Below are 26,275 nucleotides of genomic sequence, written 5' to 3'. Positions count from 1 at the left end.
TAGCGAGCGAATTGAGCCCAAACCTCATGTGGTTTGTTCTTGCGATGTCCCGCCTGGAGTGGGGTACGCCCAACTGACGCTAGCGCCCGGCGGCTCTAACCAATGGTGGTTTCAGTTGTAACACCGTCACAACACTCGCCTTCGGGGTGAACAGCAGCCGGGGTAAGGCTGAGCTCCTGCCGGTGGATCTCCTCGCCCTCAGCATCAGTCACCACCACACGCAGGGAGGGCGAGGCTTCCCTCGCCCTCGCGGGCTCTTTCGTTGTGGAACTTTACTCGTAGATGTTCGCCTTGATCTCGTCAGAGTCGATGTTCTCGGCGTCATACCAGTAGAAGCCGGTGTCGATAACGTCCTCGAGCTCCTCGCCGTTGATTGCGGCGACGGCGGCCTTGACGGTCTCGTAGCCAATGCCAACAGGGTTCTGCGTGACTGCGCCGGCCATGACGCCGCTGCGGACGGCATCCAGCTGAGCCTTGCCGGAGTCGAAGCCGATCACGGTGAGCTCACCCGCGATACCGAGCTCGTTCACGGCGTTCACCACACCAATGGCCGATCCTTCGTTGGTTCCGTACATTCCATCGAGGTCCGGGTGGGCCGCGAGGATTGCCTTGGCAGCGTCGGTCGAAGCGAGCTGGTCACCGCCGGCGTACTGGATGTCCACGATCTCAAGGCCCGGTGCGTTCTCCTCGATGTACTCGACGAAACCGTCGCGACGGTCGGTCGCGGACAGTGAGGTCTGGTCGTGGGCAACGATCGCGATCTTCCCGGTTTCTCCCACGAGTTCAACCATGTGCTTTGCGGCTTCGGCAGCAGCAGCCTTGTTGTCGGTCGAAGCTGTGGTGACGGGAATGTCACTTTCAACGCCAGAGTCGAACGCGATGACCGGAACATCAGCCTCCTGCGCCTGCTCCAACAGCGGACCTGCGGCCTGGCTGTCCAGGGCGGCAAGCGCAATCGCATCCGGGCCGGCGCCGAGAGCGGTATTCAGCATCTGGATCTGCTGGTCGACGTCAGCTTCTGTGTCGGGGCCCTCGAAGGTGATCCGGACGTCGAATTCCTCGGCGGCCTGCTCGGCGCCTTCCTTCACGGACTGCCAGAACTGGTGTTGGAAACCCTTCGAGACGATCGCGACGTAGGTCTCGCCGTCGTCGGTTGTACCCCCGCCGTCTCCACCTGAGGTGGCGGAGGTGTCACACGCGGCGACTGACGCCGCGAGCAGGGCGACCCCGCCGAGCGCAAAGAATTTCTTACGGAACATCTGTAACTCCCTTGTTATTAATGCGGACGATTCTTGTGTTTCGAAAGCCTTTTATCTGGAGGTCTTGTCTTTACGGCGCAGCATGTCGAGGTAGACCGCGATGAGAATCACCGCGCCGATTGCCACGTCCTGCCACTCCTGCGGTACGGAGATCACCCGGAGGCCGTTGGTCAGCACTGACATGATCAGGGCGCCGATCACAGTGCCGACGATCGAGCCTTTTCCTCCCTGGAGCGAGGTACCGCCGATGACGACGGCGGCAATCGCCTGGAGTTCGTAGCCCATTCCCTGGCCCGGCTGCGCCGAGCTGAGGCGGGAAGCGATGACGACGCCGGCAAGTCCGGTGAATGCGCCGGCCGCCATGTAGACCCACATCTTCCACTTCTGGACGTTGATGCCCGAGAGCGCAGTGGCTTCCTCGTTGCTGCCGATGGAGTAGGTGTAGCGGCCGAGGAGGGTCTTGCTCATCACCAGTCCGGCGATGATTGCGGCCGCGAAGAAGATGAAGACGGCGTTTGGGATGATCAGGCCGGGAATCGACTTGCCGAGGGCGAGGTTGCTGAAGCCCCGGGTTTCGTTGAAGTAGATGGGGCTGGTGCCAGAGATGACCAGTGCCAGACCACCGGCTACCAGCATCATCGCCAGTGTCGCGATGAAGGACGGGATCCGGAGGTAGGAGATCAGGAACCCGTTGACCGCACCGATCAGCACGCCGGTCAGCACTGCCCCGATGACGCCAACGATGAGCGGCAGACCCATATAGGTAAGGAACACGCCCGCCATCACCGAACAGAGCGCCATGCCGGTACCCACGGAGAGGTCAATTCCTCCCGTGATGATCACGAACGTAGCTCCCAGGGCCAGCAGGCCGATCACCACCGTGGAGAGGAGGATGTCGGAGAGGTTCGCTGCGGTCAGGAAGCGCGGGTTCATGATCCCGAAGGCGATCACGAGGGCAATCAGGCTGCCGAAGGCAAGCAGTTGTTGCAGTGAGGCACGCATCCTGACCTGCCAGTCACTGCCGCCGGGCCCTGATGCGGTACTTGGCTTCGCCTGGTTCCTTGGCCGTTCGGTCTTGGTGGTGCTCATGGGATGGAAACCTCATTGTTTGTGGACTGGTCTAGCGGGTGCAGGGAGCTTTCATGGTGCGTAGCCAGCTCCATGATCTTTTCCTGGGTAGCGTCAGCATTGCTCAGCACTCCGGTGAGCCGCCCTTCGCTCATGACAGCGATGCGGTGAGACATCCGCAACACCTCGGGCAACTCAGAGGAAATCATGATGATCGACTTACCCGTCGTCGCGAGTTCGTTGAGCAGGTTGTAGATTTCGTCTTTCGCACCGACGTCGATGCCCCTGGTGGGCTCATCGAAAATAAGGATGTCGCAGTCCTTCGCGAGCCACTTTGCGATGACGATCTTCTGCTGGTTTCCACCGGAAAGGTTCTTCGCTTCCTGGTAGATGGACGGGGTCTTGATGCGCAGTTTTTCAACCATCGCGCGTGAGGACTGCTGCAGCGCACGGTCCTTCAGCAGGCCGCCCCGGGTGTGGTTGCCCAGGGTGGTTATCGCGATGTTGTCGTTGACCGTCCGCCCAAGCATCAGGCCCAGGTGCTTGCGGTCCTCGGAGAGGTACCCGATGCCCAGCTTCGCGGCGTCTGACGGGTTACCAATGGAGACGCGCTGCCCGTGCACCTCCACCTCACCGGTAGAGGCGTCCGCTCCGACGATCGCACGCGCAACTTCTGTGCGGCCTGCTCCCATCAGCCCTGCAAAGCCGAGGATTTCGCCCCGTCTCAGTTCGAAGGAAACATCCTTCAGAAGCTCCTTGGTACTGAGGTTGCGGACTGCGAGGACCGGCTCGGCGTCCTCGGGTGCTCCCTCTGGACGCAGATCCGTGGTGACATGCCTGCCCACCATGAGCGAAATGACCTCCCGCATGGTGGTCTCCGCCGTATCGACGGTGTCAACGTACTCCCCGTCGCGGATCACCGTGATCCGCTGCGAGATCTGCTTCAGTTCATCCATTCGGTGCGAGATGTAGATGACGCCGGTCTCCTGATTGATGAACCCGCGGATGAGCTGGTGCAGCGTCTGCACCTCGACGTCATTGAGCGCTGCGGTGGGCTCATCCATGATGAGGATCCGCGAGTTCATCGACAGCGCTTTGGCGATCTCAACCATCTGCTGCTTCGCGACGGTGAGGTCTCCAACAATCTGGGTCGGGGTGAGGTCGATGTTGATGCGGTCGAACAGCTCGGCGGTCTGGCGGTTGAGCGCGCGCTCGCTGAGGAACGGGCCCTTCTTGGGCTCCCGCCCGATGTAAATGTTCTGGGCGACGGTTAGATGCCGCATCAGGTTGAATTCCTGGTGGATGATGCTGATGCCCAGGTCCTGGGCGTCCTTGGGCCCGCTGATGTGCGCGCGCTCGCCATCGATCTCGAAGGTTCCAACATCGGGCATGTGGATACCGGAGAGCAGCTTCATCAGGGTGGACTTGCCGGCACCGTTCTCGCCGACGAGCGCCAGCACCTCACCATGCCGCAGGTCGAGGTGCATGTCCGAGAGTGCCTTCACACCAGGGAAGGTCTTGGTGACACCGCTCATCCGCAGCAGTTCAGTTGCGTGTTCGTCCTTGTGAACCGTCATCGGTTCCTCCGTCCGTTATTCAGGTAGACAGCCGTCGCTGTTCCTGCCATGACCGCCGCATGCTCGTCGGGTGAGAGCTGCTCGGCAAGTTGAGCGTTAACCCCGCTGGTTTCCTGATAGGAGCCGCCCAGAATGGATACCGGCCAGTCTCCGCCGTACATCAAGCGGTCCGGGCCGAAGGTTGCGAGCGCCAGGTCCCACACCGGCTGGAGTGCCTCAACGGTCAGGGGCTGGCCAGCCACTGCGAGTCCGGAGACCTTGGCTGACACGTTCGGCAGCTCCGCCAGTTGCTTGAGCTGAGCGCTCCACAGGGCAAAGGCCTCCGCATCCCCGCGGGGCGGTTTGCCGAGGTGGTCGAGCACCACGGTGAGCCCGGGAAGTGCCCGCGCCAGCTCCGCCGTCTCCACGAGATGCCTGGGGAATGCGTTCGGAATGTCGAAGGGCAGGCCCGCCGCTGCAAGCAGTCCCAGCGAGGAGCGGACTTCGGGCAGGGACAGGAAATCATCCCTGGGATCGTCATGCACCAGATGGCGCACCCCGACGAACGCCGGCTCCTGCGCGTACCCGGCAAGCGCCTGCTCTGCAGCCTCGGGTTCATCGAGCGGAACCCAGCCGACGACGCCGGCAATCCAGCTGTGTGCCGCAGCCTGCCGAAGCATGAACCGGGTGTCCGCTGCGGTGTCGTTCGCCTGCACGAGGATTGCGTCACCGACGCCTGCGCCGTCCAGTTCGGCACGCGCTTCCTCCGCTGTGAAGCTGCGGTAGAGCGGGCCGAGGTCTGGGGTCAACCAGCCGTAGCCGCCTTCGGTGAGGTCCCAAAGGTGGAGGTGGGAATCGACTGTGCGGCTCATGCCGGCACCAGCCCTTCCGCGGCGAGTTCGTCCCACAGCCCAGCGGGAAGACTCGAGTCCATGTGCGCCAGGTTCTGCGTGATCTGCGCCGCAGTGCGCGCACCCACCACCACTGTTTCCACGGCAGGGTGCCGCAGGCTGTACTGGATGGCGGCAGCCGGCAGTTCGACGTCGTACTTTCCACACACGGCAGCCAGACGCCGCGCGCGATCAAGGATGTGCTGCGGCGCAGGGGCGTAGTTGTAGTGGGCATCCTCGCGGATGGTCGAGGAAGCGAGGAGGCCGGAATTGAAGACGCCGACGTTCACCACGCCAACTCCCCGGTCAGCGCACGCAGGCAACAGGTCCACCAGCGCGGGCTGCTCCAGGAGCGTGTAGCGCCCGGCAAGCATGATGAGGTCAAGGTCTGCACGCTGCACGCACGCGAGCAGGGCGTCTGCCGAATTGGCACCGACTCCAATTGCCTTGGCCAGGCCCTCGGTGCGCAGCTTCTCCAACGCGGGAAGTGCCTGGGTGATGCCGTCTTCGAGGTTGTATACATCGGGATCGTGCAGGTACAGGATGTCGACGCTGTCCAGCCCCATCCGCTCCAGTGACTCCTCGAGGCTCGCGCGGATCCCGGACTCGTCCGGCGCCCACACGCGCTTGGTGCTGGCGGGCACCTTGAAGCCATCTTCGTCTGACTGGCCGTTGAAGTCCGGGTTGGGGCGCAGCAGGCGGCCTACTTTGGTCGATACCAGGAATTCGTCCCGGGGCTGGTCCCGGAGGAATTCCCCGACCCGGCGCTCGGAGAGGCCCAGCCCGTAGTGCGGCGCCGTGTCGAAGTAGCGGATACCGCCGTCCCAGGCAGCCTGAAGCGTGGCCCGGGCGTCGTCGTCGGACACGTTTCGGAAGAGGTTGCCGATTCCGGCCGCGCCGAAACCCAACCTGCCGAAACCCAAGTGCCCGAAAGGCAGTCCGGACGCGGTCCGTGAGTGGTCGAAGGACATATTGTCAGCCAGCCGCTGCTACGACTTCCGGCAACCACGCCGGACCGTTCGGGAACGAGTACTCCTGCAGCGATGCCATGTGCATCTCGGCACCCGCGCCCGGATCGAGCGGAGGCCAGTAGCGTCCCTGGCGAACATCGATCGGGGTGATGAAGTGCTCGTGAAGGTGGTCAACGAACTCGATCATCCGGCGGTCAAGGGTGCCGGAGACGGCGACGAAGTCGAACATCGAGAGGTGCTGCACGGCTTCGCACAGGCCAACTCCGCCTGCATGCGGGCAGACGGGAACGTTGAACTTGGCGGCCATCAGCAGGATTGCGATATTCTCGTTCACGCCGGCCACGCGCGCTGCGTCGATCTGGAGGACCTGGAGGGCGTCAGCCTGCAGCATCTGCTTGAAGATCACGCGGTTCTGAACGTGCTCTCCGGTAGCAACGGGGATGGGTGCTACGCCCCGTGCAATCGCCGCGTGGCCCAACACATCGTCAGGGCTGGTGGGCTCTTCGATCCAGGCGACATCGAACTCGGCGAGCTGCTTCATCCAGCTGATGGCCTCGGCCACGTCCCAGCGCTGGTTGGCGTCGACAGCAATCAAGATGTTCGGTCCCACGGTTTCACGGGCAATGCGGAGACGACGGCGGTCATCCTCAACGTCGCCGCCCACCTTGAGCTTAATCTGGGGAAAACCTTCTTCAACTGCCTCGCGGCACAGCCGGGCGAGCTTCTCATCCGAATAACCCAGCCAGCCTGGAGTGGTGGTGTAGGCAGGGTAGCCACTGGCGAGCAGTTCTTCCTCGCGCTGCTTGCGCCCGGGCTCAGCCTTGCGCAGGATGCTCAGGGCCTCCTCACGGGTGATGGCGTCGGTCAGGTACCGGAAATCCACCAGGTCAACGAGTTCCTCGGGTGTCATCCGTCCGAGCAGCTGCCACAACGGCAGGCCGGCGCGCTTGGCCTTGAGGTCCCACAGCGCGTTGACGACGGCGCCGATGGCCATGTGCATGACGCCCTTCTCCGGGCCGAGCCAGCGGAGCTGTGAATCGTGGACGAACAGCTTCCAGGTGGCGCCCATGTCACCGAGCAACTCTTCGGTATTGCGCCCAATCACGTGACCTTTGAGGGCGTCGATGGCCGCAGCTTCCACGTCATTGCCGCGCCCGATGGTGAACACGAACCCGTGGCCCTCGTGCCCGTCACCGGCGTCAGTGACAATTCGGAGGTAGGCCGCGGAGTAGTCCGGGTCCAAGTTCATTGCATCGGAACCGTCGAGGTGTTTCGAAGTGGGAAAGCGGACGTCGAACGTCTCGACTGCTGTGATGGTGCTCAATGCCGTGGCTCCTGGTGCTTCATTGCGGCCCCAAGGCCTCAACCGGATTGGTCTGACTTCTTCGAGAATAAACATCAGATGTCTGTGTGTCAATGACTACATTTTGCGCTATCGTTTCATCACGGAGCGTCCACACGGCACGCCCACGGTATTCAGATCCACCCAGTGTTTTCAGGCGAGAAAGGCTTTCCATGTACTTCCTGCGATTGGGAGAACGAGGCTCGGAGATACCGGCGGTCAACGACGGCGGAACCACCTATGACCTCCGCGGCATCACAGCAGACATCAACGGTGCGTTCCTCGCCGACGACGGCGTCGCAGCAGCGCGGGCTGCCCTGGAAGCCGGCAAGCTTCCCGTCCTGGAGGGGGCTGACGCCCTGCGGGTTGGCCCACCTGTCGCGCGGCCAGCTGCCGTCGTCTGCGTGGGGATGAATTACGCGGCCCACGCCGCTGAATCCGGCGCAGCTCCGCCTATCCGCCCGGTGATTTTCTTCAAGCCATCCAACACTGTCGCCGGTCCGTATGACGCTGCACCCATCCCGCCGGTAGCGGAGAAGTACGACTGGGAGGTGGAGCTCGGCATCGTCATCGGACGGGAGGCCAGCTACCTGTCCTCCCCGGAGGAAGGCGCTGCTGCCATCGCGGGGTTCGTGCTGGCCAATGATCTATCCGAGCGCGAGTACCAGATTCCAGGTGACGCCGGGCAGTGGACCAAGGGCAAGTCACTGCCCGCCTCGACGCCGCTGGGCCCCTGGCTGGTACCCGCCGACGAGATCGACGCAGGCAACCTGCGGTTACGCAGCTGGGTGAATGGCGAGCCGCGCCAGGATTCGAAGACATCAGATCTCATCTTCGATTGCGCAACGGTGGTGCATCACATCAGCCAGTACATGGTGCTTGAGCCGGGAGACGTGATCCTCACCGGCACACCGGAGGGCGTTGCCCTGTCGGGGCGCTTCCCCTATATCCAGCCCGGCGACGTCGTCGAACTCGAGATTGACGGCCTCGGCCGTCAGCGGCAGGAATTCTTTAGGAAGGAAACCCGGTGACGCACCTGTTCCCCGTACAGCGTGAACTCGAAGGCATGGTGGCAATCGTCACCGGCGGCGCATCGGGCATCGGCGCGGCCATCGCGACGCGGCTCCACGCGGCTGGCGCGAGCGTCGCTGCGTTCGACCTGCAGCCCGAGTCTGCGCCCGACGGAGTAGAGGGCGTCCGGTGCGACATCGCCGACGACGCATCGGTACGTGCCGCCGTCGAGCAGGTGAGCGCCAAGTACGGACGCCTGGACATCGTGGTGAACAACGCCGGCATCGGCGCTCAGGGGTCGGTTGAGACCAACGACGACGACGAATGGCACCGCGTGTGGGACATCAACGTGGTTGGCCTGGTCCGTGTGAGCCGCGCTGCCCTGCCGCATCTGCGGAACTCGCCGGCGGCCGCCATCGTCAACACTTCATCCATCGCCGCCACGGCAGGGCTCCCCCAGCGCGCGCTGTACACGGCCACCAAGGGTGCGGTGCTGTCTCTGACCCGCGCCATGGCGGCTGACCATCTGCGTGAGGGCATCCGCGTCAACGCCGTGAACCCCGGCACCGCCGACACCCCTTGGGTTGCACGCCTGCTCGATTCCGCACCGGACCCGGCGGCGGAGCGTGCGGCCCTTGAGGCGCGGCAACCGCACGGGCGCCTGGTTTCGGCGGACGAGGTGGCGGGCGCGGTCGCCTACCTGGCGTCACCGTCGTCGGGCTCCACCACCGGAACGGCCATAGCCGTGGACGGCGGAATGCAGGAGCTGAGGCTGCGCCCCGCGTAGAGTTCCGAGAGTGGCACCCTGGTTCGCGGAAAAGGACGCTCAGCTGCACCGTCGTGCGCTCCTACTGAGCGCCGTCGGTCTTGCCCTGGCCGGTTGTACGCCCCCGAGTCCGCTCGGGAAACCAGAACCAAGCCCGCCCCTGCGCACACAGACTGCACCGACGCAAACGCCTGAACCACCCACACCATCTGTCTCCCCCACTGCTGCTCCGAGTCCATCGGCGCCGTCCCTTCCCACACGGGAGGACATTCTGCGGGCATACTCGGGAACGATGCCCTCGCACTGGGGGCTTGACGTGCCGGGGGTGATGAGCCGGCTCCCCTCCACCAGCGGCGCCGCGCTGACGCTCGACTACTGCGGTGGACCAAGTGGGTCCGGAACTGACCGTTCAATCCTCGACGCCCTCAGAACGCAGAGACTGCCAGCCACACTGTTCCTCAACGCACGCTGGATCGACGCGAACCCAATGGTCGCCAGGGAACTCGCCGAGGATCCGCTCTTTGAGCTTGCCAACCATGGAACCAGCCACGTTCCCCTGAGCGTCACGGGGTTGAGCGCTTACGGACTGGCCGGAACCGGCGGGCTGGCACAGGTGTACGACGAAATCGTGTTCAACGCCCGCAAACTCGAAGAACTGACCGGGAAATGGCCGCGCTTTTTCCGGTCAGGAACAGCCCACATCGACGACGTCGCCGCGTCGGTATGCCGGGATCTCGGCATGATCCCGGTCGGCTTCACGATCAACGGCGACGGCGGCGCCACCTTTCCCGCCAACGTTGTCACGCAGGAAGTCAGCCGTGCGGTGCCCGGAGACATCATCATCGCCCACGGTAACCAGCCCGCCGCAGCTACAGGTGCCGGACTCTCAGAAGCATTGGTCAGCCTCAAGGACGCCGGCGTACCTCTGCTTACGCTCAGTGAGGCGACTGCCGCCTGAGCTAACGCACCCGTTCGGCCCGGGTGAACCTTGTCCTGGCGCCGGAGCTGATACTGATCAGCACCGGCGTCTGCGTACCAAGCGTGGCGTCCAGCGCCTTCACGAGGGCGGATACCTCCTCGGTCACCACGTAGGGAGCTACTCCCTGGCGCGGGAACACGCGGATCTTGAGTGCAGGCTGCCCCTTGAACTCCCACGTGGTGACACTGGAATTCACCAGGTCCACCCGCTCTGCCAGCGCCGCTTTGAGTGCCTGCTCGGCCACTGCACTGTTGATGGTGATGTTGCCGGGGGCGCTGTCTTCGGAGCCGCCGTCGTAAGACAGGGTGCCTGAACGCCCCTTGCCCTGGTTGCTTACCCAGGTGAGCATCAGGATGATCACCAGCACCATCAGGAGCGCAAGCGCAAGCCACAGCCAGCTGTCCCGTTGGCCCTCAAGGGTGGTTGCGTCGAGCGCGTCCCCAATCGTCTGGCCGAGCCCTGCGGAAGCGCCGGCCCACCAGCGTGCCACCGCCGGAATGGTGAGGGCGGCCGCAAACGCGCCGATAGCCATCAGGATCAGCCCGAAAAGGGCAAGGAGAATCCGGTTCACTGTGCGGGGTGTCTGGTTCACTGACCAATCACCCCCGACGGCGCGATGGCCACACGCACTGCCGGCACAGGCTCGACGGCGGTACGGCGCAACTCGTCCTCCACAGCCGATTGCACAGCCTGCTCATCCACTGGGATGCCCGACGTCGGGCGCACCTGCACCTCGACCACGCGCCGCCCGATGGTGACCAGCACCTGGTCCGGCGTAACTCCCACCGCCAACCGTGCGCGGCGGGCAAGAGAGGAAGCCAGCACCTCGGAATCGACAACGACGGCGGCGCGCTCGTTGGGAATGCTCAGCCTCGCCTTGCGACCCGGCAACACCGCGCTGAGAAAGAAAATGAGCCCGATCAGGAAAAGCAGCGCTCCAGCAGCGCCCAGCAGCGACGGCGCAATGCTCCCGGGGAGCGATCCGATCCACGCCGCCACACCCTCAGGCCCAACGAGCCAGGGGTCCTGCCCCAGGGCAATCAGCGCGGCCTCAAGCATCACGTAGAAGCACACCAGGATGACGATCGCCGCTACTACCGCGGAAGGCACCGCACGGGAAGAGTGCAGTTCCCTGGCGACCACCTTTGAAGTAATCCGCGATTGTTCTTCGTTCATTTGGCGCGGCCGCTCTCCGACAGGCGGGCACCCGTGACGCGGATGTCCACCCTGCTGAGACCGGACCCGCTCAACTCGGTGACCCGCCGCAGTATTTCGTCCTTGGCGCGGTGCACCCGCGCGCTCACGGACCCGCCCAGGGTGTCCACGGCTCCGGGGTCAGCGACGACACGGTGCAGGGACGGGAGGCTGATCGGTAACGCAAGATGCAAAGCCAGCATGCCGGCGTCGTCGGACCAACTGGCCCGGACGTCCCGGGCGGGAACATTCAGGACGTCAGCGGCGACGGCGCGCGCGGTGCTGGTCAGGGCCTGGGTGCTGATGCGGTTGTGCCCGGCGAGCCGGCCCGGCACGTGTTGGGAAGCAGTCACGAGGAGGAGCGGCGTCCGGCCAGGGCATCGCGGACACTGCGCAGGTCCAGCTTGCCCTCAGCCACCCGGCCCACGAACGCACCGATCGCCATGAACAGCGCGACCAGCAGGAACCCCCAGAAGTTGAAGATCAGTGCGGCGAAAGCCAGCACCGTACCGATGAGGATTCCGACGACAGTGAGGTTCATGGTGTCTCCTTAGCTCGCCGCCGGGCGCGGCTTTTCGGTGCTCTTCGGGTCATTGAGCCCGGGCACATGGACGTCATTGATCTCCACATTGACTTCGATAACCTGCAGGCCGACGAGCTCACCCACGTTGGTAAAGACGGCGGCCCGCACCTGGTCAGCGACGTTGGTCAGCGGGTGGCCATACTCCGCCACCAGGTTCACGTCTACGGCGACCTGGACTTCGCCGACCTCGACATGGACTCCCTGCGCGAGGTCGCTGGCGCCGACGACGTCGCGAAGCGCTCCCAGCGCACGCCCGGATCCGCTGCCGAGGGAATACACGCCCGGCACCTTTCGGGCGGCGATCGCGGCTACCTTCGCAACCGCAGTATCGGAGATGGTGGTTTTTCCCCTCGGGGACTCCAGCTGGGGAGACACGGTGAAAGAGGTTGGTGAAGGAACTGTTGCCGGCTGGGTTGGTTGTTCTTTATCCATGTGCAAGACGTCCTTTCGCTCCTGCCCAGCCTAACCCTTCTGTTGAGCCTTTGGCAGCGTCGCAACGATCACTGGACAGGCTCACCACAGTGGTCCTGGAGCCACTGCTGAACCGGCTCAAGGGCGGTACGGAAAGCCGGCTCGTCGAAGTGGCCCGAGCCGGGGGCACCGGACTCGGCGGCGTCGGCGATGCGGATGAAGTGGGGCTGCAACTCCACCGGAACCTTGGCCTCAAGGCTCTGCAACTGTTCGTTGAGACTCGACATCGTTTCGCGGTCGTCCTCGCCGATGAAACTGAGCGGAGCAAGCAGCACGGAGGAAACCCCGGCGGCCACCACCACGCAGTCCTCCATGAGCGCTTCCGCAGACACGCTCGACGGCGCTGCCTCCGAGGGCGCGATCTCCGGGGTCGCCGATTCCGAGGGCGCGAGCCGCTCCTGCGGTGGTGCGGCCTCCAGGGTGGGGGTCGCTTCGGGCTGGGAATCCGGGGCATCGAGTGTTGCAACCGGTGTGCTGTCCTGCGTCCCGGCACAGGAGGACATGGCGAGCGCCAGGAGACATGCACTGGTTAACGCGAGCGGCACTCTCACTCCTGGTGACCCTCCCAACTTGCTGGCTCCTCATGACCTGGCACCCCGTACCGGGTACCCGATACGTGTTAACGGCCCGCACCGCCAGTCTTCTCCCGCCACTGGCAAGTCTTTGGCCGGCTGGCGTAAACGACAGCGCCCTGATCGCCGTCGGCGTGAGAAGTGGGACCATGCGTGCCGAGGTGGAAGAACGCGCCGAGCAGGCCCACGGCGGGCACCTTGAACTTGATGGGACTCCGGGAGGCGGGCTGACCGTCCGGGTGCGGTTCGGCGTCGAAAGCCAACCAGCGTCGGCAACAGGCGGCTACGGATAACTACTTCTTTGCGCTCTCGAACCCGGTTCGCGTCATGGTGCCCCAGACCTGCTTCTTTCCGCGCAGTGCTGCCCACCAACCCTGCATGCGCCAGAGTGCTGTGAGCTGCCGGTACCCGATGTTCTCCTGCACTGACACCAGCAGCGCTACCCCGAGGTCCCTCCAACGGTTGTAGCGGTGGAAGGACGCCTCCTCCACGAGCAGGGCCATCAGGGAGACGAAAATTGCGTAGAGGTAGGCAACCGCCACGAACGCCAGCGCGTAAGGCACGTTCACCACTCCGAGCAGCAGACCGAGCGGGACGATGATGATGCCGAAGATCTCGATTGCAGGCGCGACGAGCTCGAAAATCCAGTAATAGGGCAGCGCCACCATTCCCACCGAGCCATAGCGGGGATTGAACGTCATCCCCTTGTACTTGGTCAGCACCTCCCAGAGCCCGCGGTGCCAGCGGCGGCGCTGACGCGCGAGCACGGCGGCTGTGGACGGCACTTCCGTCCAGCAGACCGGCTCGGCAATGAAGATGACGCGGTACTTCCTCTTCTCCTGGCGCATCTTGCGGTGCAGTCGCATCACCAGCTCGAAATCTTCGCCGATGCAGTCAGGGTCCAGTCCGCCGGCCTCAAGGATCAGGTCACGGCGGAACATTCCGAACGCACCGGAGATCAGGATGAGCGAGTTCAGCTGCGACCAGCCTGCACGTCCCAGCAGGAAGGAGCGGAGATACTCGACGATCTGGATGCGGGCGAAGTAGTTGCGCGGCATCTTCACGTCCACCACGCGTCCGGCGACCACCTCGCAGCCATTCGCCACACGCACGACGCCGCCGGTAGCGATGACCCGCTCGGGGTCGTCGGTGAAAGGCTTGGACACCACCAGGAGCGAGTCCGGATCAAGCAGGCTGTCAGCATCGACCATCACGACGAGGTCCTTGGAAGCCGCGTTGAGCCCCATATTCAAGGAATCAGAGCGGCCTGAGTTCTCCTTGTCGATCACCACGATCGGCAGTGCTGCGCTGCGCGAACGGTAGACGCCCCGTACTTTTCCGCGGACGGGCACCTTGATGAGGACCTCACGCGGGTCTTTAACAAGGTCATACACATCGATCAGGGTCTGCAGAGTCTCGTCCGTGCTGCCGTCATTGACGATCACCACCTCGTGATCCGGGTAGCGCAGGTCAAGGACCGAGCGGACGGACGTGGCGATCACCGCCCCCTCGTTGTACGCGGGCATGAGCACAGAGATTCCGGGGCTGAGCGGGGACGCCGCGGTGGAACGTTCCCCCGCGAAGGCTTGCCGGCGAAGGTGTGAGGAAAAGTTCACACTGGCCAGCAGGATGAGCAACAGCAAGGACGTATTGATCACGAGGAAGTAGGCCAGGACGGGGTAGGCGGTGACCTGGAAGATCCACTCGACTACATTCCTCAGCCCTTCGATGAAGGCTTCCATGGCTCCCTATCCATCCACCAGTATTCGCCGGACATCGGCATCGACCCGCAGCAGCACCTGTTGCCGGACCTCCCGCGCTTCCACACCGGGCATCATTTTCAGGGCAACGCCCGCGGCCTGGCGGACGGATGCGGAGGCATCCGGCGAGCTGGCCAGGTCGGCGAGCACCTGCGTTGCAGGCTTGTGGCCCAGCCTGCCCAGCGAACGTGCGCTGGCCGCGATGACGACGTCGGACGCGTCCCCGCGCTGCGGCTCGAGGACCAGGCAGTCATGGAGGGCCTGCGCCGCTTCGGACATCATCAGCAAACCCACCACGGCGGCTGATCCGTACCGGATGCCGGGATCGGGGTCCCGAAGACCCTCGATGAACACGGCGGGGTCCTGTTCAGGCATGCTGAGCAAAGCGTTCGCAGCAACCGAGTGCGGGATGCCGCTGTTGAGCGCGAGGGCGTCGACGAGGTGCCCGCTGGCCTCGGGGCGCGCAGCGACACCCAGTGCACGTGCGGCGACCAGGCGCACTTCGACGCTTTTGTCGGTGAGCGCGCGGGTGAGCGGCCTGACAACCTCCGCGCCCCCAAGGATTCCGAGGAGTTCCGCGGCGCCGGCGCGCTTGATGGCGCTCGATGAGCTGATCTGGGCAAGCGACTTCTGCAGGAGCCCGCGTTCGTCGAGCACCCTCACCATCGCCTCCCGAACCTCGCCGCGCACCTCGGGGATCATGCGCAGGAGGGTCGCCTCGACGTGCGTGCCGACGGCACCCGAGGTAGCGGCGAGCTCGCTGACGAGTGCGTCCAGATCTTCGTCCTCCGCAACGGCAAGGGAAACCACCTGTTTGCGGATCGCGGCGTCGAACACAGTGCGGCGACGCTCGCGCCTATGGCGCACTGCTTTAATAACGACGACGGAGGCTAGCGCCGCTATGCACGCCGCCGCCAGTGAAATCATGGCAATAGCGAGGACATCCCAAGAAACCAGCACGATTGTCCTAGCTCCGGGTTCAGCGCGAGAGGATGCCGGCGACCCTTGCCGCCAGCTCCCTTGGGCTGAAAGGCTTGACCACGTAGTCGGTGATGCCCGCAGCGAAGCCGCTTTCGATGTCGCGTTCCTGGTTCTTGGCCGTCAGGAGGATCACCGGTACGGAAATGGGTGGCTCGGCGGCGCGCATCATCCGGACCATGTCCACGCCTGACATGCCGGGCATCATGACGTCGGAAATCACGAGGTCGTACGCGTTGTTGGACGCGAGCTCGAAACCGGCCACACCATCACCGGCCGTCTCCACCTCGTAGCCGCTTGATTCAAGCTTGGTTGAGACCAGGTCGCGGATGTCGGCGTCGTCGTCGACCACCAGGATTTTATGTGGCATGTACAGCCCCTTCATGCATGCTCGTTACATCTAGCTCCATGTTGCCCTAAGCGTAGACGACGGCGGGATGCATCGATTCGGAGCGGGCCGCGGAGGACGCTACACGTCCTCAGATGAAGTTGCGGGCAAGCAAAAAGCCCCCGGTTTCCCGAGGGCTTTCAGTGGTGGCTCCGACCGGCGTCGATCCGGTGACCTTTCGATTTTCAGTCGAACGCTCTACCAACTGAGCTACAGAGCCTTGCGACCATCTTGCGATGATCACCGTTGACGCTCGGATTTCTCCGGCCGCCTGAGCGACCCTGACGGGACTTGAACCCGCGACCTCCGCCGTGACAGGGCGGCGCGCTAACCAACTGCGCTACAGGGCCTTGCGATTTTTGCAAGAGTTTCATCCTACCAGCACCGTTTCCGTGCTTTGGACCGCTACTCCTGCGTACCCCCAACGGGATTCGAACCCGTGCCGCCGCCGTGAAAGGGCGGTGTCCTAGGCCGCTAGACGATGGGGGCCAGGACCACACAAGCGATTTACTCCTCGTTGTGGACCTCTAAAACTATAGGGCCTCGCGAACGATTCCACCAAATGTCGGGCAGGCCCACCAAAGGCGCTCTGAATGCACGGGTTAGAGTTCTTGCGTGCCTATTGAGATGAGCCTCTCGGACTTCGAATCGGCGGTGGATGACGCCATCGACCAGATCCCCGACAGGCTGGCGCGGGCCATGAGCAACGTGGCAATTTTCGTGAAGGAAGAGTACGAACCAGCCCCCGGTGAAGACCCCGAAACCGAGTTGCTCGGACTCTACGAGGGCACCCCGCTGACCGAACGGGATTCGTGGTGGGAGGCCGGGTCACTGCCGGACCGCATCAGCATCTTCCGGCAGCCGCTTCTCAGGCTCTGCGATTCCCGTGAGGAACTGGTCCAGGAAATCCTGGTGACCGTGGTCCACGAGGTGGCACACCACTTCGGCATCGACGATGATCGGCTTCATGAACTCGGCTGGGGATAGGCAGGTTCCACCTCCCGGCGGACTGTTCATACTTGATGTATGAGCGCACACTCCCACGGGCCGCATCCCGTCACGGCTACCGGAAAGCACCGCCGGAAACTGGTGCTGGTCGTATCAATCACCCTTGCCGTCGTCGTCGTGCAGGTTATCGGCGCCGTACTCTCGGGCTCGCTGGCCCTCCTGGCTGACGCGGGGCACATGCTCTCCGACGCCGCGGGCGTCTTCATCGCACTGCTGGCTGCCTGGATCGCCACCCGTCCCGCAACTGTCCGCAGCACCTACGGGTACCAGCGGGCCGAGGTTCTCGCAGCCCTTGCGAATGCGTTGCTGCTCATGGTCATCGCCGTCGTTATCGGAATTGAGGCTATCCGGCGCTTCGGTGAGGTATCTGACGTGCGGACCGACATCATGCTGGTTGCGGCGATACTGGGCGCCCTGGCCAATCTCGCGTGCCTGCTCATCCTGCACGGCGGCCATAAGGAAAGCCTGAACATCCGAGGAGCTTACCTGGAAGTCCTCGGCGACCTGCTCGGTTCGATTGCCGTGATCATTGCGGCCATTGTCATTGCATTCACCGGATACCAGCAGGCTGACGCCATCGCCTCCATCGCGATCGCGGCGATGATCATCCCAAGGGCGTGGAGCCTGCTGCGCGACGTGATCAACGTACTGCTGGAGGCTGCCCCCAAGGGTGTTGACCCGGCAATGATCCGCGAGCATATCCTCAGCGTCGATGGAGTGGTGGACGCCCATGACATCCACGCCTGGACCATCACCTCCGGCGTACCCGTGTTTTCCGCGCACGTGGTGGTCGATTCAGAGGCGCTCAACGCGGAAGGCGTGGACAAGATGCTCGACCGGCTGACGCACTGCCTCAGTAACCATTTCGATACCGAGCACTGCACTTTCCAACTCGAACCGCTGGAGCACGCAACGCACGAAAATCACCAGCACGCCTGACAATTCGCCGACACGCCGTGAAGGATGGGGCGAAATGACACCAGTGTTGTTTATGGTACTCGTGTGACGAATGTTGCCAAAGTGACATTCGGGGCCATATCCTCGTGACTGTTTGGTAACCATCCGAGGATTGAGTCATGCTGCACACCCAGCCGAAACGTTTCGTCTCCACAATGTCCACCGTGCTCGCAGCGTCTCTCCTGACGGTCAGCCTCACCTCGGCTCCCGCGTCGGCTGATGAATTGCCGACAGCCTCCGAGGTCAAGGCCGCAGAACGCAGCGAGGCCGACGCCGCTTCTCTTGTCGGAGATATCGAGGGCCTCCTTGAAGACGCCGCCGCCCAGCTCCAGGAAGCCCAGGTCGAGGCGATGCAGTTCCAGGGCGCCTACGTGGATGCGCTGGCCGAACTCGATGAACGCCGCGCGACAGCGAACCGCTTCAAGGCCGAGGCTGAGCGTGCCGCAGAATCTTATGCCGCCGCGTCGATTGAAGTTGGCCAGCTGGCAGGCGATATTTACCGTGCCGGTGGAATCATGCGCGACATGAGCCTGTTCGCCTTCGCGGAAGACCCGGGCAGCATCATGTACCAGGCGTCCACCGTTGAGGGGCTCGCTGCTTCCCGCACCCGGACCGTCAACGACGCCGAGACGGCAGCACGATCACTTGAATCACTCAGGGCATATGCCGCCGAAGCGGAGAAGGCCGCTGCCGACGCCGCGGAAGACGCCGAGCAGGCCGGTAAGGCCACCGAGGCCGCCATGGCCTCCGCCGCCGACCTTGTTGAGCAGAAGCAGGCCGAGCGCGCCACCCTGGTACAGCAGCTGGCTCAGCTGCGGAATACGACGGCGGCGCTTGAGGAAGAACGCGTCGCCGGACTCGAGCAGCAACGCCGCGAAGAGGAATTGGCGCGCATACTGGCAGCTTCAAGCGAAGCAGCGGGAGCGGCGCCAAGCGGTGGAGACCCGGCTCCGCCAGCTCCCTCACTGGTGCCTGCACCGGCGGCGAATCCTGGCGTTCCCGCTCCGCAACCCGCGCCTCCAGCTCCGGCACCCGCACCCGCACCCGCACCCGCTCCAGCGCCCCCGGCGGTGGATCGGCCGGCTCCGGCACCGCGCCCGACGACGCCGGCACCCGCACCGCGGCCACCTGCACCAGCACCGGCACCCCAGCCGCCTGCCCCGCAACCTACGCCACCGCCAGCACCTCAGCCCACGCCGCCTCCAGCGCCGGCCCCACCGCCGCCGCCCACCACCAATCCGGGTGGAGTTGCCGCGGCCGTCCAGTATGCACGGGCGCGCGTCGGAGCTCCTTACTACTACGCCTGGGGCGGCAACGGACCCCGCGGGTACGACTGCTCCGGCCTCGTGCAGCAGGCGTTCGCCTCGGCGGGCATCTCGCTTCCACGAACCGCGTCCCAGCAGTTCTACGCAGCGCGGACCCACGTGCCGCTGTCCCAGGCCCAGTTCGGCGACCTCGTCTTCTGGGGTGAAGGCGCAGGCATCTGGCACGTGGCCATCTACGTTGGCAACAACACTGTGGTCAACGCGCTTAACCCGTCGCAGGGAATCCTCGAGGTCAACCTCGCGAACATGAGCGGAATGGGCGCGCTCAACCCGATGGCAGCACGCTTCTGAGCCTGTAGCGGGGGCACGGTTGCGGCCGATGGTCGGTCAGCAGTCGGCGGGACGTGCTTCAGCCCTTAGAACCCAGCGTCAGCCGGTGGGACCCACCATCGGCCCGAACTTCTCCCGATCCAGCAGACGCGGATCCTCCCGGTCCGGAACAACCAGCACGGGACCCTTCGCGTGATGAAGGACGCCCTGGCTGGTTGACCCCATCAGCATGCCCGCGAAACCACCGCGCCCGCGGGTGCCGAGCACCACCAGTTCAGCGGTCCGCGACGACTCTATGAGCACCTCCACCGGAGGGCCGTTGCGCAGCTCCACCGAGATTTCCACCTGAGGGAAATGGCTCTGCAGCCAGGCCTTGCCTGCGCCCAACTGCTCCATGATCTCCGCCTGGAGCGCCTCCCGGTCCACGGGTGTTGGCATCCACGCAAGCGACCCTGTGAACGGCGGAAGGGAACAGACTACCCGCAAGGGTATTCCGCGGGTCTGTGCCTGTTCAGCTCCTACGAGGGAAGCCATGCGCGCCTGCTCCGAGCCGTCAACACCGACCACGATGACCTTCTCAACATCTTCCGCGCGCGGACATGGTGCGCCCTTTGTCTTCGGGGAGGGCACACCGGCCTCGTCAAGCCGCGGAGCGCACGAGAGAGGTACGACGACGGTGGGGCACTTCGAATGGGCAGGGAGGGCGCTGCTGACCGAGCCGAGCAGGCGGCCCACGAAACCGCCCCGTCCACGCGAGCCGACAACCATCAGTTCGGCGTCCTCGGACAGCTCAAGGAGTACCCCTGACGCGTCTCCGGTCTCCACCCTCGGGAGAACGTCGATGTTGTGGGAAGCGATCTTGCTCACGGCCTGGTCCAGCACCGCCTGTGCACCTTCGCGGACAACTGAATCATCGACGGTTGCGTATCCGGCGTCCATGCTGGAGGCGGCGAACACCGGAACCGTGTAGGCGGTCACCACATGGAGAGGAGTACGACGGCGTTCAGCCTCCCTGGCGGCCCACACGAGGGCGCACAAGCTCTGGTCAGACCCGTCCACACCAACCACGATTCCGTGCCTGACAGAGTGCCCGGCAGCGCCCGGCGTATACTCTCCACCCATGTCCCGCCTCCTTGCGGTAGAACCTTCCGGCATCGTTGCTCAGCCGTCCAGTCCTTTGTAGCCTACTCTCCGGTACGGGTCTATCCACGGCCTGAAAAGTTATATAGGCTTCGAGAAATCGTTACAGGGCGGATGGTCTCCCAGCGGGGACTGCCGCCTGTTTTCGAGTGTGCTTGGTTGACCCGTTCGCAGCCAAGCCTCCGCACGGCCCGGAAGAGGCGCCGGGCCGTGCGGAATTCTCCTTCGTCCAGGAGGTTCCTGCGTGATTTCGACGCCAAGCACGTCACCTGATTCCGCGCTGCCACCTGCCGCCGAGATGACAACCACCGTGGTGATCGGTTCCGGACTTTCAGGCCTGGCAGTGGCCAGCGAACTCAGTCGCCGGGGCGTGCAGGCGATCGTTGTCGAGAGTGCCGAATGCCTGAGCACTGGCCCCTCGCGGACTGTCATGACCGATTCAGTTTCCCTCTCGGAGCGCAGCGAACTGCTCCGCCTGCTGCGCTGCTACGCTTCGAGCCACGCGCTCGACATCCGGCAGGAAACAGTTGCTGAAGGCCTGTGCATGGTTGGCTACTCGAACCTCCTGCCTGCACCGGTGCTTGGGTCGAAGAAGTGGGCTATCCAGACCGGCAATGGAGTGCTCCTCGCAGACCACGTGGTCCTCACCAAGTATCCGGAGAGCCAGCTACGGCGCTTCGTGCTCTCCCTCGGGCTCGCTGCCGGGCGTGACCTCAAAGGCGCCCTGCGCGCGATCGGCCTCTACCTGATCGGTGTCGGGGAGAGTCTCACACCGACCACCCGGGAGATTGTCCGTCAGGCCAAGGTGATCAGCGATGCCATCTCTGCCCACGGAGCTTCCGCGGCGCACGCGGTGCAGCCGGTGAAAGCGGCGGTCTTGAAAGCCGCACTTCCCAGCGCTCCTGCGCGGCCGGCCATTACCGCCTAGCTAAGCTATCCGGCGTCGTTATTTCCCTGCTTCAACCGGCGGCGGGCGCCCAACGCGAGCACTACGGCAAGCACCACAAGCACCGCGATCATCAGGATCACGCCCCACGACATGCCGGAATCAGCTGCCGGCTCCTGGTCGAGTGCCTCCGGCTCGCCCGTCTCGATAGGCCCAGCCGTACCGGCCGAAGCGCCAGGCGTCTCCGAAGCGGACGCTCCGCCGGAGGCAGTGAATTCGAACGTTCCCTCGATGGGATGCGAGTCTGACGAAACCACACGCCAGTTCACCGTGTAGCTGCCTGCGGGTGCTCCTGCCCGGATGGTCTGGGAAGCGACGGCGTCAGTGATGGATACGTCGCCCTCCGCCCAGTCTTCGCCGGCCTCGTCCAGCACCTGAACTTCAGACCCGATGGTCGCTGGAACGTTATTGAAGGTCAGCTCGATGGCTTCCGGGACCTGCTCGAGTGTGGCTCCTGGTTCAGGGTTCGACGACGACAGTTCGTCATGTGCCGACGCTCCGCCCGCACTACCCAGGACAAGGCTGAACGCGATGAGGAGAACACCCGCGAGGAGCGCGGCGATGCGGGCGATCTGGCGGACACCGGGCGTCGCAGAAAGGGCAACGGAATCAGGCTTCATAGTCCTAAGGGTACTGGCGGTTACTGACAGCTCGCTGGCCGTCAGTCGTGAAGGACGGCGGCGCCGCTGATGAAGCGGGTCACCTGTTCCGCCTGCCAAAGGTGCGCTGGCACGCCGCCGCCCAGCAGTTCACGGGCCAGTCCTGGATCTTCCGCGATCGGTGCGTCGCACCCCGCGATGATCACGTTCCCGTAGCGCCGGCCCTTCAGCATGGCCGGGTCCGCGATGATCACGGTGTTGGTGAACGCCGATGAGATGGTGGCGGCTTCACGACGGGCCATCTTGAGGTCAGGTGCGTCGCCGCAGTTGACTACGTAGACGCCATCGACGCCGAGTACGCGTTTGGCATGCTCCACGAATTCGAGGGTAGTGAGTGGTTTCGGGGTGCGGCTGCCCGCGAAAACGTCGCGGATGATGAGGTCGCGGCTGTTGTCGGTGAGGGACTCCGTAACCTCCCGCGCCTCCCCCACCCTGATCCGTAGGAGCGGGGCACGCGGCAGGTCGAACCACTCGCGGACGAGGGCAGCCAGCGTGCCGTCCAGTTCGACGACGACCTGCCGGGCGTCCGGGAACGACGCCGCGAAGCTGCGTGCCAGCGAACACGCACCGCCGCCAAGATGGAGCGCCCGTAACCTGTGCGTCGGCGGCCACTGCGAGGTTGTGAGCGAGCTGATCCAGCGCATGTACTCGAAGTCCAGCCGGGCCGGATCACTGAGGTCGATGTGGGAGCTCGGCACTCCGTTGATGTGGAGTACCCAGCCGTTGGGATTGAACCGGTCTGCAGCGAGTTCGCAGGTCCCGGTGTCGATGGTGTGCACCCCTGCTACGGGGCCGGACTCCGGTTCTGCACCTTTACGGTCCCGTTGACGGCCCACCTACCGGTGCACCGGCACGGCGGGGCGGACCAGACGGATTTCGTGCAGTCCGTTCCAGCGCTCGGAGAGCTGCTCGGTTGCACCGTCGGGTTCGAAGCCAAGCTTCCGGTAGAAGGAGATTGCGCGTTCGTTTCCGTCCAGGACCCAGACCAGCGCTGCCGCATCGCCGATCGCAGCATCGGCGAGGTCCTTGCCCAGCCCCGTGCCGTAGTGCTCCTCGAGCACATAGATCATGAAGAGCTCGGTCTCGGCCGGCGGATTCTCGCCCCGCGCCTCGCCTCCACCGGAGATGCCCACGATTGTGCCGTCGTCGTCGACCGCCACGAACGGGATGTTGCCGGTCGCGTCAAAGCCCATCCGCCAGGCTTCGGCCTGCGCCTCGATACTGTCATCGAGGCTCCCGAGAATCTCTTCGCTGAGCCGCCCACGGTAAGCCTGGCGCCAGCCCTGGTTTTTCATGCGGAGGGCGGCTTCGATCTCGTCTATGCGGAGCGGGCGGATGGTGACCATGGCGTTCATGCTATCCCGGCGGGGCTCCGCAACTCAGAGCCGGTGCATCCGGAACATCGGCTTGTGGTGCCAGACCGGCCCGCACAGCATGCTGGTGCCGTCCGGTACAAACCCGTTGCGGCCGTAGAAGCGCTCCGCCCGCGGATTGTCATTGAGGATCCACAGGTAAGCGGGAGAAGCGCCGACGGCGATGTCCAGCAATTCCTGTCCCAGACCTGTTCCGTGGGTGGATTCCAGGGTATAGATCCGGTGCAGCTCGAAGTCCGGCCGGTCCTTGTCGCGGCCTGGGCCGGAGGAGGCGAGACCCACCGGCGCACCGGAGGCGTCGAACGCGAGCCAGCTGGCGCCGTCGTGGTCGTTCGCCAGGGACGAGCGGCGGCGTTCGATGATGTTGGGCAGGTCAGCGCGGTAATGGTCGTGGAACTGGCGCGGCATGATGTGCGCGTAGGTCTCGTGCAGGGCGGCGATGTGCGTGCGCGCGTACGTTTCAGCGTCTTCGACGGTTGCCCGGCGGATGATGTAGCGCGTTCTATTTGACGACGGCGAGCGCAAATCCATCCCAGTCTTTGGAGCCGACGGTCTGGAGCGCAGTGGCGTCAAGACGCGGGTGGGCACCGAGGATCTCAAGCGCCTTGCGGGTGCCCTGTACGTGTTCATCACCGTCTGGATCCAGCACGCTCCCGCCGCGAACCACGTTGTCCAGCACGATCACCGAACCCGGATGTGAAAGCCTGACGGCCCACTCGACGTAGTTGGGGTTGTTTACCTTGTCCGCGTCGATGAAGAAGAGATCGTAGGGGCCGCTCAGTGTGGGGAGCGTTTCGAGGGCCGGGCCCACGTGCACTGTCACCTTGTGCCCGACGCCGGCTGCCGCCAGGTTGCGGCGGGCAACGTCGGCGTGGGCCGGTTCGAATTCGCACGTGTCGACGGTGCCGTCGTCGTCGATCCCGCGGGCCAGCCAAATGGTGCTGAATCCGCCGAGCGTACCGATTTCCAGTACGCGCCTCGCACCCTGGATACGGGCCAGCAGCATGAGGAACTTGCCCTGACCGGCGGTGACCTCTATGGCTGGCATACCGGCGTCGCGGGTGTTCCCTACGGCGGCGAGCAACGGTTCATCGGGCTGGACAACGGTCTGGTTCAGGTAGCCGTCAACCTCCGACCAACTGCTCACGAGTGGCCCCGGTACTCATCCATCTCGTCGATGGCGCGCTCCAGGCGTTCGACCTTGCCGGTCAATTCACCGGTGCGGCCGGGCCGGATATCCGCCTTGAGCACCAGTGATACGCGGGACCCGTACTTGGCGACGGCCTCGGTGGCGCGCTTGACCACATCCATGACCTCATCCCAGTCACCTTCAATCTCGGTGAACATGGAACTGGTCGAGTTCGGCAGGCCTGAGTCCCGCACAATCTTCACGGCTTCGGCAACCGCGGCGTGGACTGAGCCGTCCTCGTTTTCAGGGCTGGCACTCTTGCTGTCGGGGCTTCCGGACGGGGCTACTGAGAAGGCTACAAGCATGCTGGTAGTCTCTCAGGTTTGCTGCGTGCGGTCACCCGTTTGAAGCTCAAGACTCATCCATCGTTCGGGGCTGGTGATTTTCTCGAACCCGAACTTCCGATACAGCCCATGCGCGTCACCGGTCCGTAGCACGATGCGCTTGAGGTCAGACCGCTTGAGATCCGCGCACAGCGCCTCGATGAGTGCGACGCCGATTCCAAGCCCGCGCACGCCCTCGTCCACGAACACGTCGCACAGCCAGGCGAAAGTCACGCCGTCGGTGACGACGCGCGCGTACGCAACCTGGACGTCGTCGTCGTTATAGACGCCGTAGTTGCGGGACCCGTCAATGGCGGCGTCCTGGGTTGCCCGCGGCCGGCCCAACGCCCAGTACGCCTCTTTCGAGAGCCAGGCGTGTACCTGGTCGCGGTCGATCCGGGCGGTGTCGCTGGAGATTGTGAAGCCGTGAGGGAGGTTGCTGGACATCCCGACATTCTTGCACCGCTTACCGGGCAGGTTCGCCAGCCACGAACTCCTCGCCGCTCCAGGTGTAGAAAATGGTCTCGCCGGTGGTGATGGCTCCCCCGGTGTTACCCGCAACGATGCTGGGTTCACCGTCAGCCTCGATGATCAGGCCGGCGTGGGAGAAGGGCGACTCCGGGTCACCAGGCATGGTGCCGTTCGCCGCAAAACCCTCCTCTGTTGGAGTCAGAACCGTAACCCCGCTGCCGTAGCTGAGGAAGACGTTGCCGTATTTGTCCACGTTGGAGCCGCTCTTCAGTTCCCAGATCTGCTCAGAACCAACCGGCTCCGGCCCGAAGCCAGGCAAAGCGCCCCTCTCCTGAGCCACGTATCCCACGGGCTGGCCGTCCTGGTAGAGGGCGTAGGACCCTTGTTTCTGCTGCGGTTCGGCGTCCGGGTCCAGGATTCGCGTGTACGCAACTATCTCCAGCGGGCCGTGGATCGAGTGCTCGACCGCGATGCGTGCGGTTTCCTCGCACTCGGCCGCGCAGGGGTCCGGGACTGTTGGCAGTGCCTTGCCGGCATCGTCGGTCGGGGTTTCAGTTTCGGTCGGCTTGTCGGTCTCGGATGGCTCCGTGGAGGGCGTGCTCGTTGTCTCCGGCGCACTTGAAGGCTGTTCGCTTTCCGCGGCGGGGTCCGCGTCCGCGGTGCCACCCTGACCGCACCCCATCAGCAGGGGAATGGAAAGTGCGGCTGCTGCACTGAAGAACATGGTTTTCCTGTTCATCTTCACGGTTCGATCCTCCCGAAACGACTGTTGTCCAGGACGCGCTTTGCAACTCTTCGCGACGGACTCTTGACCAGTAAAACCTGG

General features: G+C 64.3%; 32 protein-coding genes and 3 tRNA genes. 8 read left to right on the top strand and 27 right to left on the bottom strand.

Annotated elements, in window-relative coordinates:
• Window positions 1–272: 272 nt before the first annotated feature.
• The 6 genes from ACWA1U_RS05265 to ACWA1U_RS05240 are packed head-to-tail and all read right to left on the bottom strand — an operon-like array spanning window position 273 to window position 7,068.
• Window positions 273–1,259 (bottom strand): substrate-binding domain-containing protein, encoded by a 987-nt coding sequence (locus ACWA1U_RS05265; RefSeq protein WP_463724290.1) that lies wholly within the window; start codon window positions 1,257–1,259, stop codon window positions 273–275.
• Window positions 1,260–1,310: 51 nt separating this feature from the next.
• Entirely contained in the window at window positions 1,311–2,348 is a 1,038-nt protein-coding gene (locus ACWA1U_RS05260) for an ABC transporter permease (RefSeq protein WP_463724289.1), read from the bottom strand.
• Entirely contained in the window at window positions 2,345–3,904 is a 1,560-nt protein-coding gene (locus ACWA1U_RS05255; protein ID WP_463724288.1) for a sugar ABC transporter ATP-binding protein, read from the bottom strand. The genes ACWA1U_RS05260 and ACWA1U_RS05255 overlap by 4 nt, the downstream gene beginning before the upstream one ends.
• Entirely contained in the window at window positions 3,901–4,755 is an 855-nt protein-coding gene (locus ACWA1U_RS05250; RefSeq protein ID WP_463724287.1) for an amidohydrolase family protein, read from the bottom strand. Before ACWA1U_RS05250 ends, ACWA1U_RS05255 begins: the two co-directional genes overlap by 4 nt.
• Window positions 4,752–5,744, bottom strand: a complete 993-nt coding sequence (locus tag ACWA1U_RS05245) for an aldo/keto reductase (protein ID WP_463724286.1) — start codon at window positions 5,742–5,744, stop codon at window positions 4,752–4,754. The genes ACWA1U_RS05250 and ACWA1U_RS05245 overlap by 4 nt, the downstream gene beginning before the upstream one ends.
• Before the next feature lie 4 nt (window positions 5,745–5,748).
• The gene (locus tag ACWA1U_RS05240; RefSeq protein WP_463724285.1) at window positions 5,749–7,068 is read right to left on the bottom strand and encodes an L-fuconate dehydratase; all 1,320 of its coding nucleotides are present in this window, start codon (window positions 7,066–7,068) and stop codon (window positions 5,749–5,751) included.
• A gap of 191 nt (window positions 7,069–7,259) precedes the next feature.
• On the opposite strand from ACWA1U_RS05240, the gene ACWA1U_RS05235 reads away from it, so the two are divergent.
• Genes ACWA1U_RS05235 through ACWA1U_RS05225 form a run of 3 tightly spaced genes read left to right on the top strand, consistent with a single transcriptional unit; the run spans window position 7,260 to window position 9,821 of the window.
• Window positions 7,260–8,117 carry a fumarylacetoacetate hydrolase family protein gene (locus ACWA1U_RS05235; RefSeq protein ID WP_463724284.1) on the top strand — a complete coding sequence of 286 codons (858 nt, stop codon included), beginning with the start codon at window positions 7,260–7,262 and terminating at the stop codon, window positions 8,115–8,117.
• Between the two features lie 35 nt (window positions 8,118–8,152).
• Complete coding sequence (locus tag ACWA1U_RS05230) at window positions 8,153–8,884, top strand: SDR family NAD(P)-dependent oxidoreductase (RefSeq protein WP_463724951.1); 732 nt, start codon at window positions 8,153–8,155, stop codon at window positions 8,882–8,884.
• A 10-nt stretch (window positions 8,885–8,894) separates the two neighbouring features.
• Window positions 8,895–9,821 carry a polysaccharide deacetylase family protein gene (locus ACWA1U_RS05225; RefSeq protein ID WP_463724283.1) on the top strand — a complete coding sequence of 309 codons (927 nt, stop codon included), beginning with the start codon at window positions 8,895–8,897 and terminating at the stop codon, window positions 9,819–9,821.
• Window position 9,822: 1 nt separating this feature from the next.
• Here the strand turns inward: ACWA1U_RS05225 and ACWA1U_RS05220 are convergent, their stop codons facing one another.
• The 6 genes from ACWA1U_RS05220 to ACWA1U_RS05195 all read right to left on the bottom strand — a co-directional run bounded on the left by ACWA1U_RS05220 (window position 9,823) and on the right by ACWA1U_RS05195 (window position 12,635).
• Window positions 9,823–10,434 carry a hypothetical protein gene (locus ACWA1U_RS05220; RefSeq protein WP_463724282.1) on the bottom strand — a complete coding sequence of 204 codons (612 nt, stop codon included), beginning with the start codon at window positions 10,432–10,434 and terminating at the stop codon, window positions 9,823–9,825.
• Window positions 10,431–11,018 carry a DUF6286 domain-containing protein gene (locus tag ACWA1U_RS05215; RefSeq protein WP_463724281.1) on the bottom strand — a complete coding sequence of 196 codons (588 nt, stop codon included), beginning with the start codon at window positions 11,016–11,018 and terminating at the stop codon, window positions 10,431–10,433. The genes ACWA1U_RS05220 and ACWA1U_RS05215 overlap by 4 nt, the downstream gene beginning before the upstream one ends.
• Window positions 11,015–11,389 (bottom strand): hypothetical protein, encoded by a 375-nt coding sequence (locus ACWA1U_RS05210; protein WP_463724280.1) that lies wholly within the window; start codon window positions 11,387–11,389, stop codon window positions 11,015–11,017. Before ACWA1U_RS05210 ends, ACWA1U_RS05215 begins: the two co-directional genes overlap by 4 nt.
• Window positions 11,386–11,577, bottom strand: coding sequence for a DUF2273 domain-containing protein (locus ACWA1U_RS05205; RefSeq protein ID WP_463724279.1), 192 nt, complete (start codon window positions 11,575–11,577; stop codon window positions 11,386–11,388). Before ACWA1U_RS05205 ends, ACWA1U_RS05210 begins: the two co-directional genes overlap by 4 nt.
• Before the next feature lie 9 nt (window positions 11,578–11,586).
• Window positions 11,587–12,051 carry an Asp23/Gls24 family envelope stress response protein gene (locus ACWA1U_RS05200; protein WP_463724278.1) on the bottom strand — a complete coding sequence of 155 codons (465 nt, stop codon included), beginning with the start codon at window positions 12,049–12,051 and terminating at the stop codon, window positions 11,587–11,589.
• 68 nt (window positions 12,052–12,119) lie between these two features.
• Window positions 12,120–12,635, bottom strand: a complete 516-nt coding sequence (locus ACWA1U_RS05195) for a hypothetical protein (RefSeq protein WP_463724277.1) — start codon at window positions 12,633–12,635, stop codon at window positions 12,120–12,122.
• 11 nt (window positions 12,636–12,646) lie between these two features.
• On the opposite strand from ACWA1U_RS05195, the gene ACWA1U_RS05190 reads away from it, so the two are divergent.
• The gene (locus ACWA1U_RS05190; RefSeq protein ID WP_463724276.1) at window positions 12,647–12,955 is read left to right on the top strand and encodes a hypothetical protein; all 309 of its coding nucleotides are present in this window, start codon (window positions 12,647–12,649) and stop codon (window positions 12,953–12,955) included.
• Here the strand turns inward: ACWA1U_RS05190 and ACWA1U_RS05185 are convergent, their stop codons facing one another.
• The 6 genes from ACWA1U_RS05185 to ACWA1U_RS05160 all read right to left on the bottom strand — a co-directional run bounded on the left by ACWA1U_RS05185 (window position 12,956) and on the right by ACWA1U_RS05160 (window position 16,277).
• Window positions 12,956–14,404: a glycosyltransferase family 2 protein gene (locus tag ACWA1U_RS05185; RefSeq protein WP_463724275.1), complete on the bottom strand. Its 1,449-nt coding sequence runs from the start codon at window positions 14,402–14,404 to the stop codon at window positions 12,956–12,958.
• A gap of 6 nt (window positions 14,405–14,410) precedes the next feature.
• On the bottom strand, window positions 14,411–15,382 hold the full coding sequence (locus ACWA1U_RS05180) for a HEAT repeat domain-containing protein (protein ID WP_463724274.1): 972 nt from the start codon (window positions 15,380–15,382) through the stop codon (window positions 14,411–14,413).
• A gap of 19 nt (window positions 15,383–15,401) precedes the next feature.
• Window positions 15,402–15,770 (bottom strand): response regulator transcription factor, encoded by a 369-nt coding sequence (locus ACWA1U_RS05175; protein WP_463724273.1) that lies wholly within the window; start codon window positions 15,768–15,770, stop codon window positions 15,402–15,404.
• Between the two features lie 162 nt (window positions 15,771–15,932).
• Window positions 15,933–16,008 (bottom strand) — tRNA-Phe (locus tag ACWA1U_RS05170).
• Between the two features lie 56 nt (window positions 16,009–16,064).
• A tRNA-Asp gene (locus ACWA1U_RS05165) sits at window positions 16,065–16,138 on the bottom strand.
• 66 nt (window positions 16,139–16,204) lie between these two features.
• A tRNA-Glu gene (locus ACWA1U_RS05160) sits at window positions 16,205–16,277 on the bottom strand.
• A 138-nt stretch (window positions 16,278–16,415) separates the two neighbouring features.
• Here ACWA1U_RS05160 and ACWA1U_RS05155 point away from each other — a divergent pair.
• From ACWA1U_RS05155 to ACWA1U_RS05145, 3 genes are all read left to right on the top strand, one after another.
• Complete coding sequence (locus tag ACWA1U_RS05155) at window positions 16,416–16,775, top strand: metallopeptidase family protein (RefSeq protein ID WP_463724950.1); 360 nt, start codon at window positions 16,416–16,418, stop codon at window positions 16,773–16,775.
• 39 nt (window positions 16,776–16,814) lie between these two features.
• Window positions 16,815–17,735, top strand: coding sequence for a cation diffusion facilitator family transporter (locus ACWA1U_RS05150; protein WP_463724272.1), 921 nt, complete (start codon window positions 16,815–16,817; stop codon window positions 17,733–17,735).
• 137 nt (window positions 17,736–17,872) lie between these two features.
• Window positions 17,873–19,369, top strand: coding sequence for a C40 family peptidase (locus ACWA1U_RS05145; RefSeq protein WP_463724271.1), 1,497 nt, complete (start codon window positions 17,873–17,875; stop codon window positions 19,367–19,369).
• A 78-nt stretch (window positions 19,370–19,447) separates the two neighbouring features.
• Here the strand turns inward: ACWA1U_RS05145 and ACWA1U_RS05140 are convergent, their stop codons facing one another.
• The gene (locus ACWA1U_RS05140) at window positions 19,448–20,470 is read right to left on the bottom strand and encodes a universal stress protein (RefSeq protein WP_463724270.1); all 1,023 of its coding nucleotides are present in this window, start codon (window positions 20,468–20,470) and stop codon (window positions 19,448–19,450) included.
• 262 nt (window positions 20,471–20,732) lie between these two features.
• Between ACWA1U_RS05140 and ACWA1U_RS05135 the strand changes: the two genes are divergently transcribed.
• Window positions 20,733–21,416 carry an FAD-dependent monooxygenase gene (locus ACWA1U_RS05135; RefSeq protein ID WP_463724269.1) on the top strand — a complete coding sequence of 228 codons (684 nt, stop codon included), beginning with the start codon at window positions 20,733–20,735 and terminating at the stop codon, window positions 21,414–21,416.
• A gap of 5 nt (window positions 21,417–21,421) precedes the next feature.
• Here the strand turns inward: ACWA1U_RS05135 and ACWA1U_RS05130 are convergent, their stop codons facing one another.
• Genes ACWA1U_RS05130 through ACWA1U_RS05095 form a run of 8 tightly spaced genes read right to left on the bottom strand, consistent with a single transcriptional unit; the run spans window position 21,422 to window position 26,194 of the window.
• The gene (locus ACWA1U_RS05130; RefSeq protein WP_463724268.1) at window positions 21,422–22,054 is read right to left on the bottom strand and encodes a copper resistance CopC family protein; all 633 of its coding nucleotides are present in this window, start codon (window positions 22,052–22,054) and stop codon (window positions 21,422–21,424) included.
• A gap of 41 nt (window positions 22,055–22,095) precedes the next feature.
• Window positions 22,096–22,929, bottom strand: coding sequence for a spermidine synthase (locus tag ACWA1U_RS05125; protein ID WP_463724267.1), 834 nt, complete (start codon window positions 22,927–22,929; stop codon window positions 22,096–22,098).
• Entirely contained in the window at window positions 22,930–23,439 is a 510-nt protein-coding gene (locus tag ACWA1U_RS05120) for an N-acetyltransferase family protein (RefSeq protein WP_463724266.1), read from the bottom strand.
• Window positions 23,440–23,472: 33 nt separating this feature from the next.
• A complete protein-coding gene (locus ACWA1U_RS05115) occupies window positions 23,473–23,997 on the bottom strand; it encodes an N-acetyltransferase family protein (RefSeq protein WP_463724265.1) in 525 nt (174 codons plus the stop codon).
• Window positions 23,969–24,613, bottom strand: a complete 645-nt coding sequence (locus ACWA1U_RS05110) for an O-methyltransferase (protein ID WP_463724264.1) — start codon at window positions 24,611–24,613, stop codon at window positions 23,969–23,971. The genes ACWA1U_RS05115 and ACWA1U_RS05110 overlap by 29 nt, the downstream gene beginning before the upstream one ends.
• Entirely contained in the window at window positions 24,610–24,960 is a 351-nt protein-coding gene (locus tag ACWA1U_RS05105; protein WP_463724263.1) for a thiamine-binding protein, read from the bottom strand. The genes ACWA1U_RS05110 and ACWA1U_RS05105 overlap by 4 nt, the downstream gene beginning before the upstream one ends.
• 12 nt (window positions 24,961–24,972) lie before the next feature.
• Window positions 24,973–25,425: a GNAT family N-acetyltransferase gene (locus ACWA1U_RS05100; protein ID WP_463724262.1), complete on the bottom strand. Its 453-nt coding sequence runs from the start codon at window positions 25,423–25,425 to the stop codon at window positions 24,973–24,975.
• Window positions 25,426–25,444: 19 nt separating this feature from the next.
• Complete coding sequence (locus ACWA1U_RS05095; RefSeq protein WP_463724261.1) at window positions 25,445–26,194, bottom strand: hypothetical protein; 750 nt, start codon at window positions 26,192–26,194, stop codon at window positions 25,445–25,447.
• Window positions 26,195–26,275: the final 81 nt, after the last annotated feature.

The sequence above is a fragment of the Arthrobacter sp. TRD_SC_6 genome (assembly GCF_055361185.1).
This window is presented reverse-complemented; position numbering and strand designations above follow the sequence as displayed.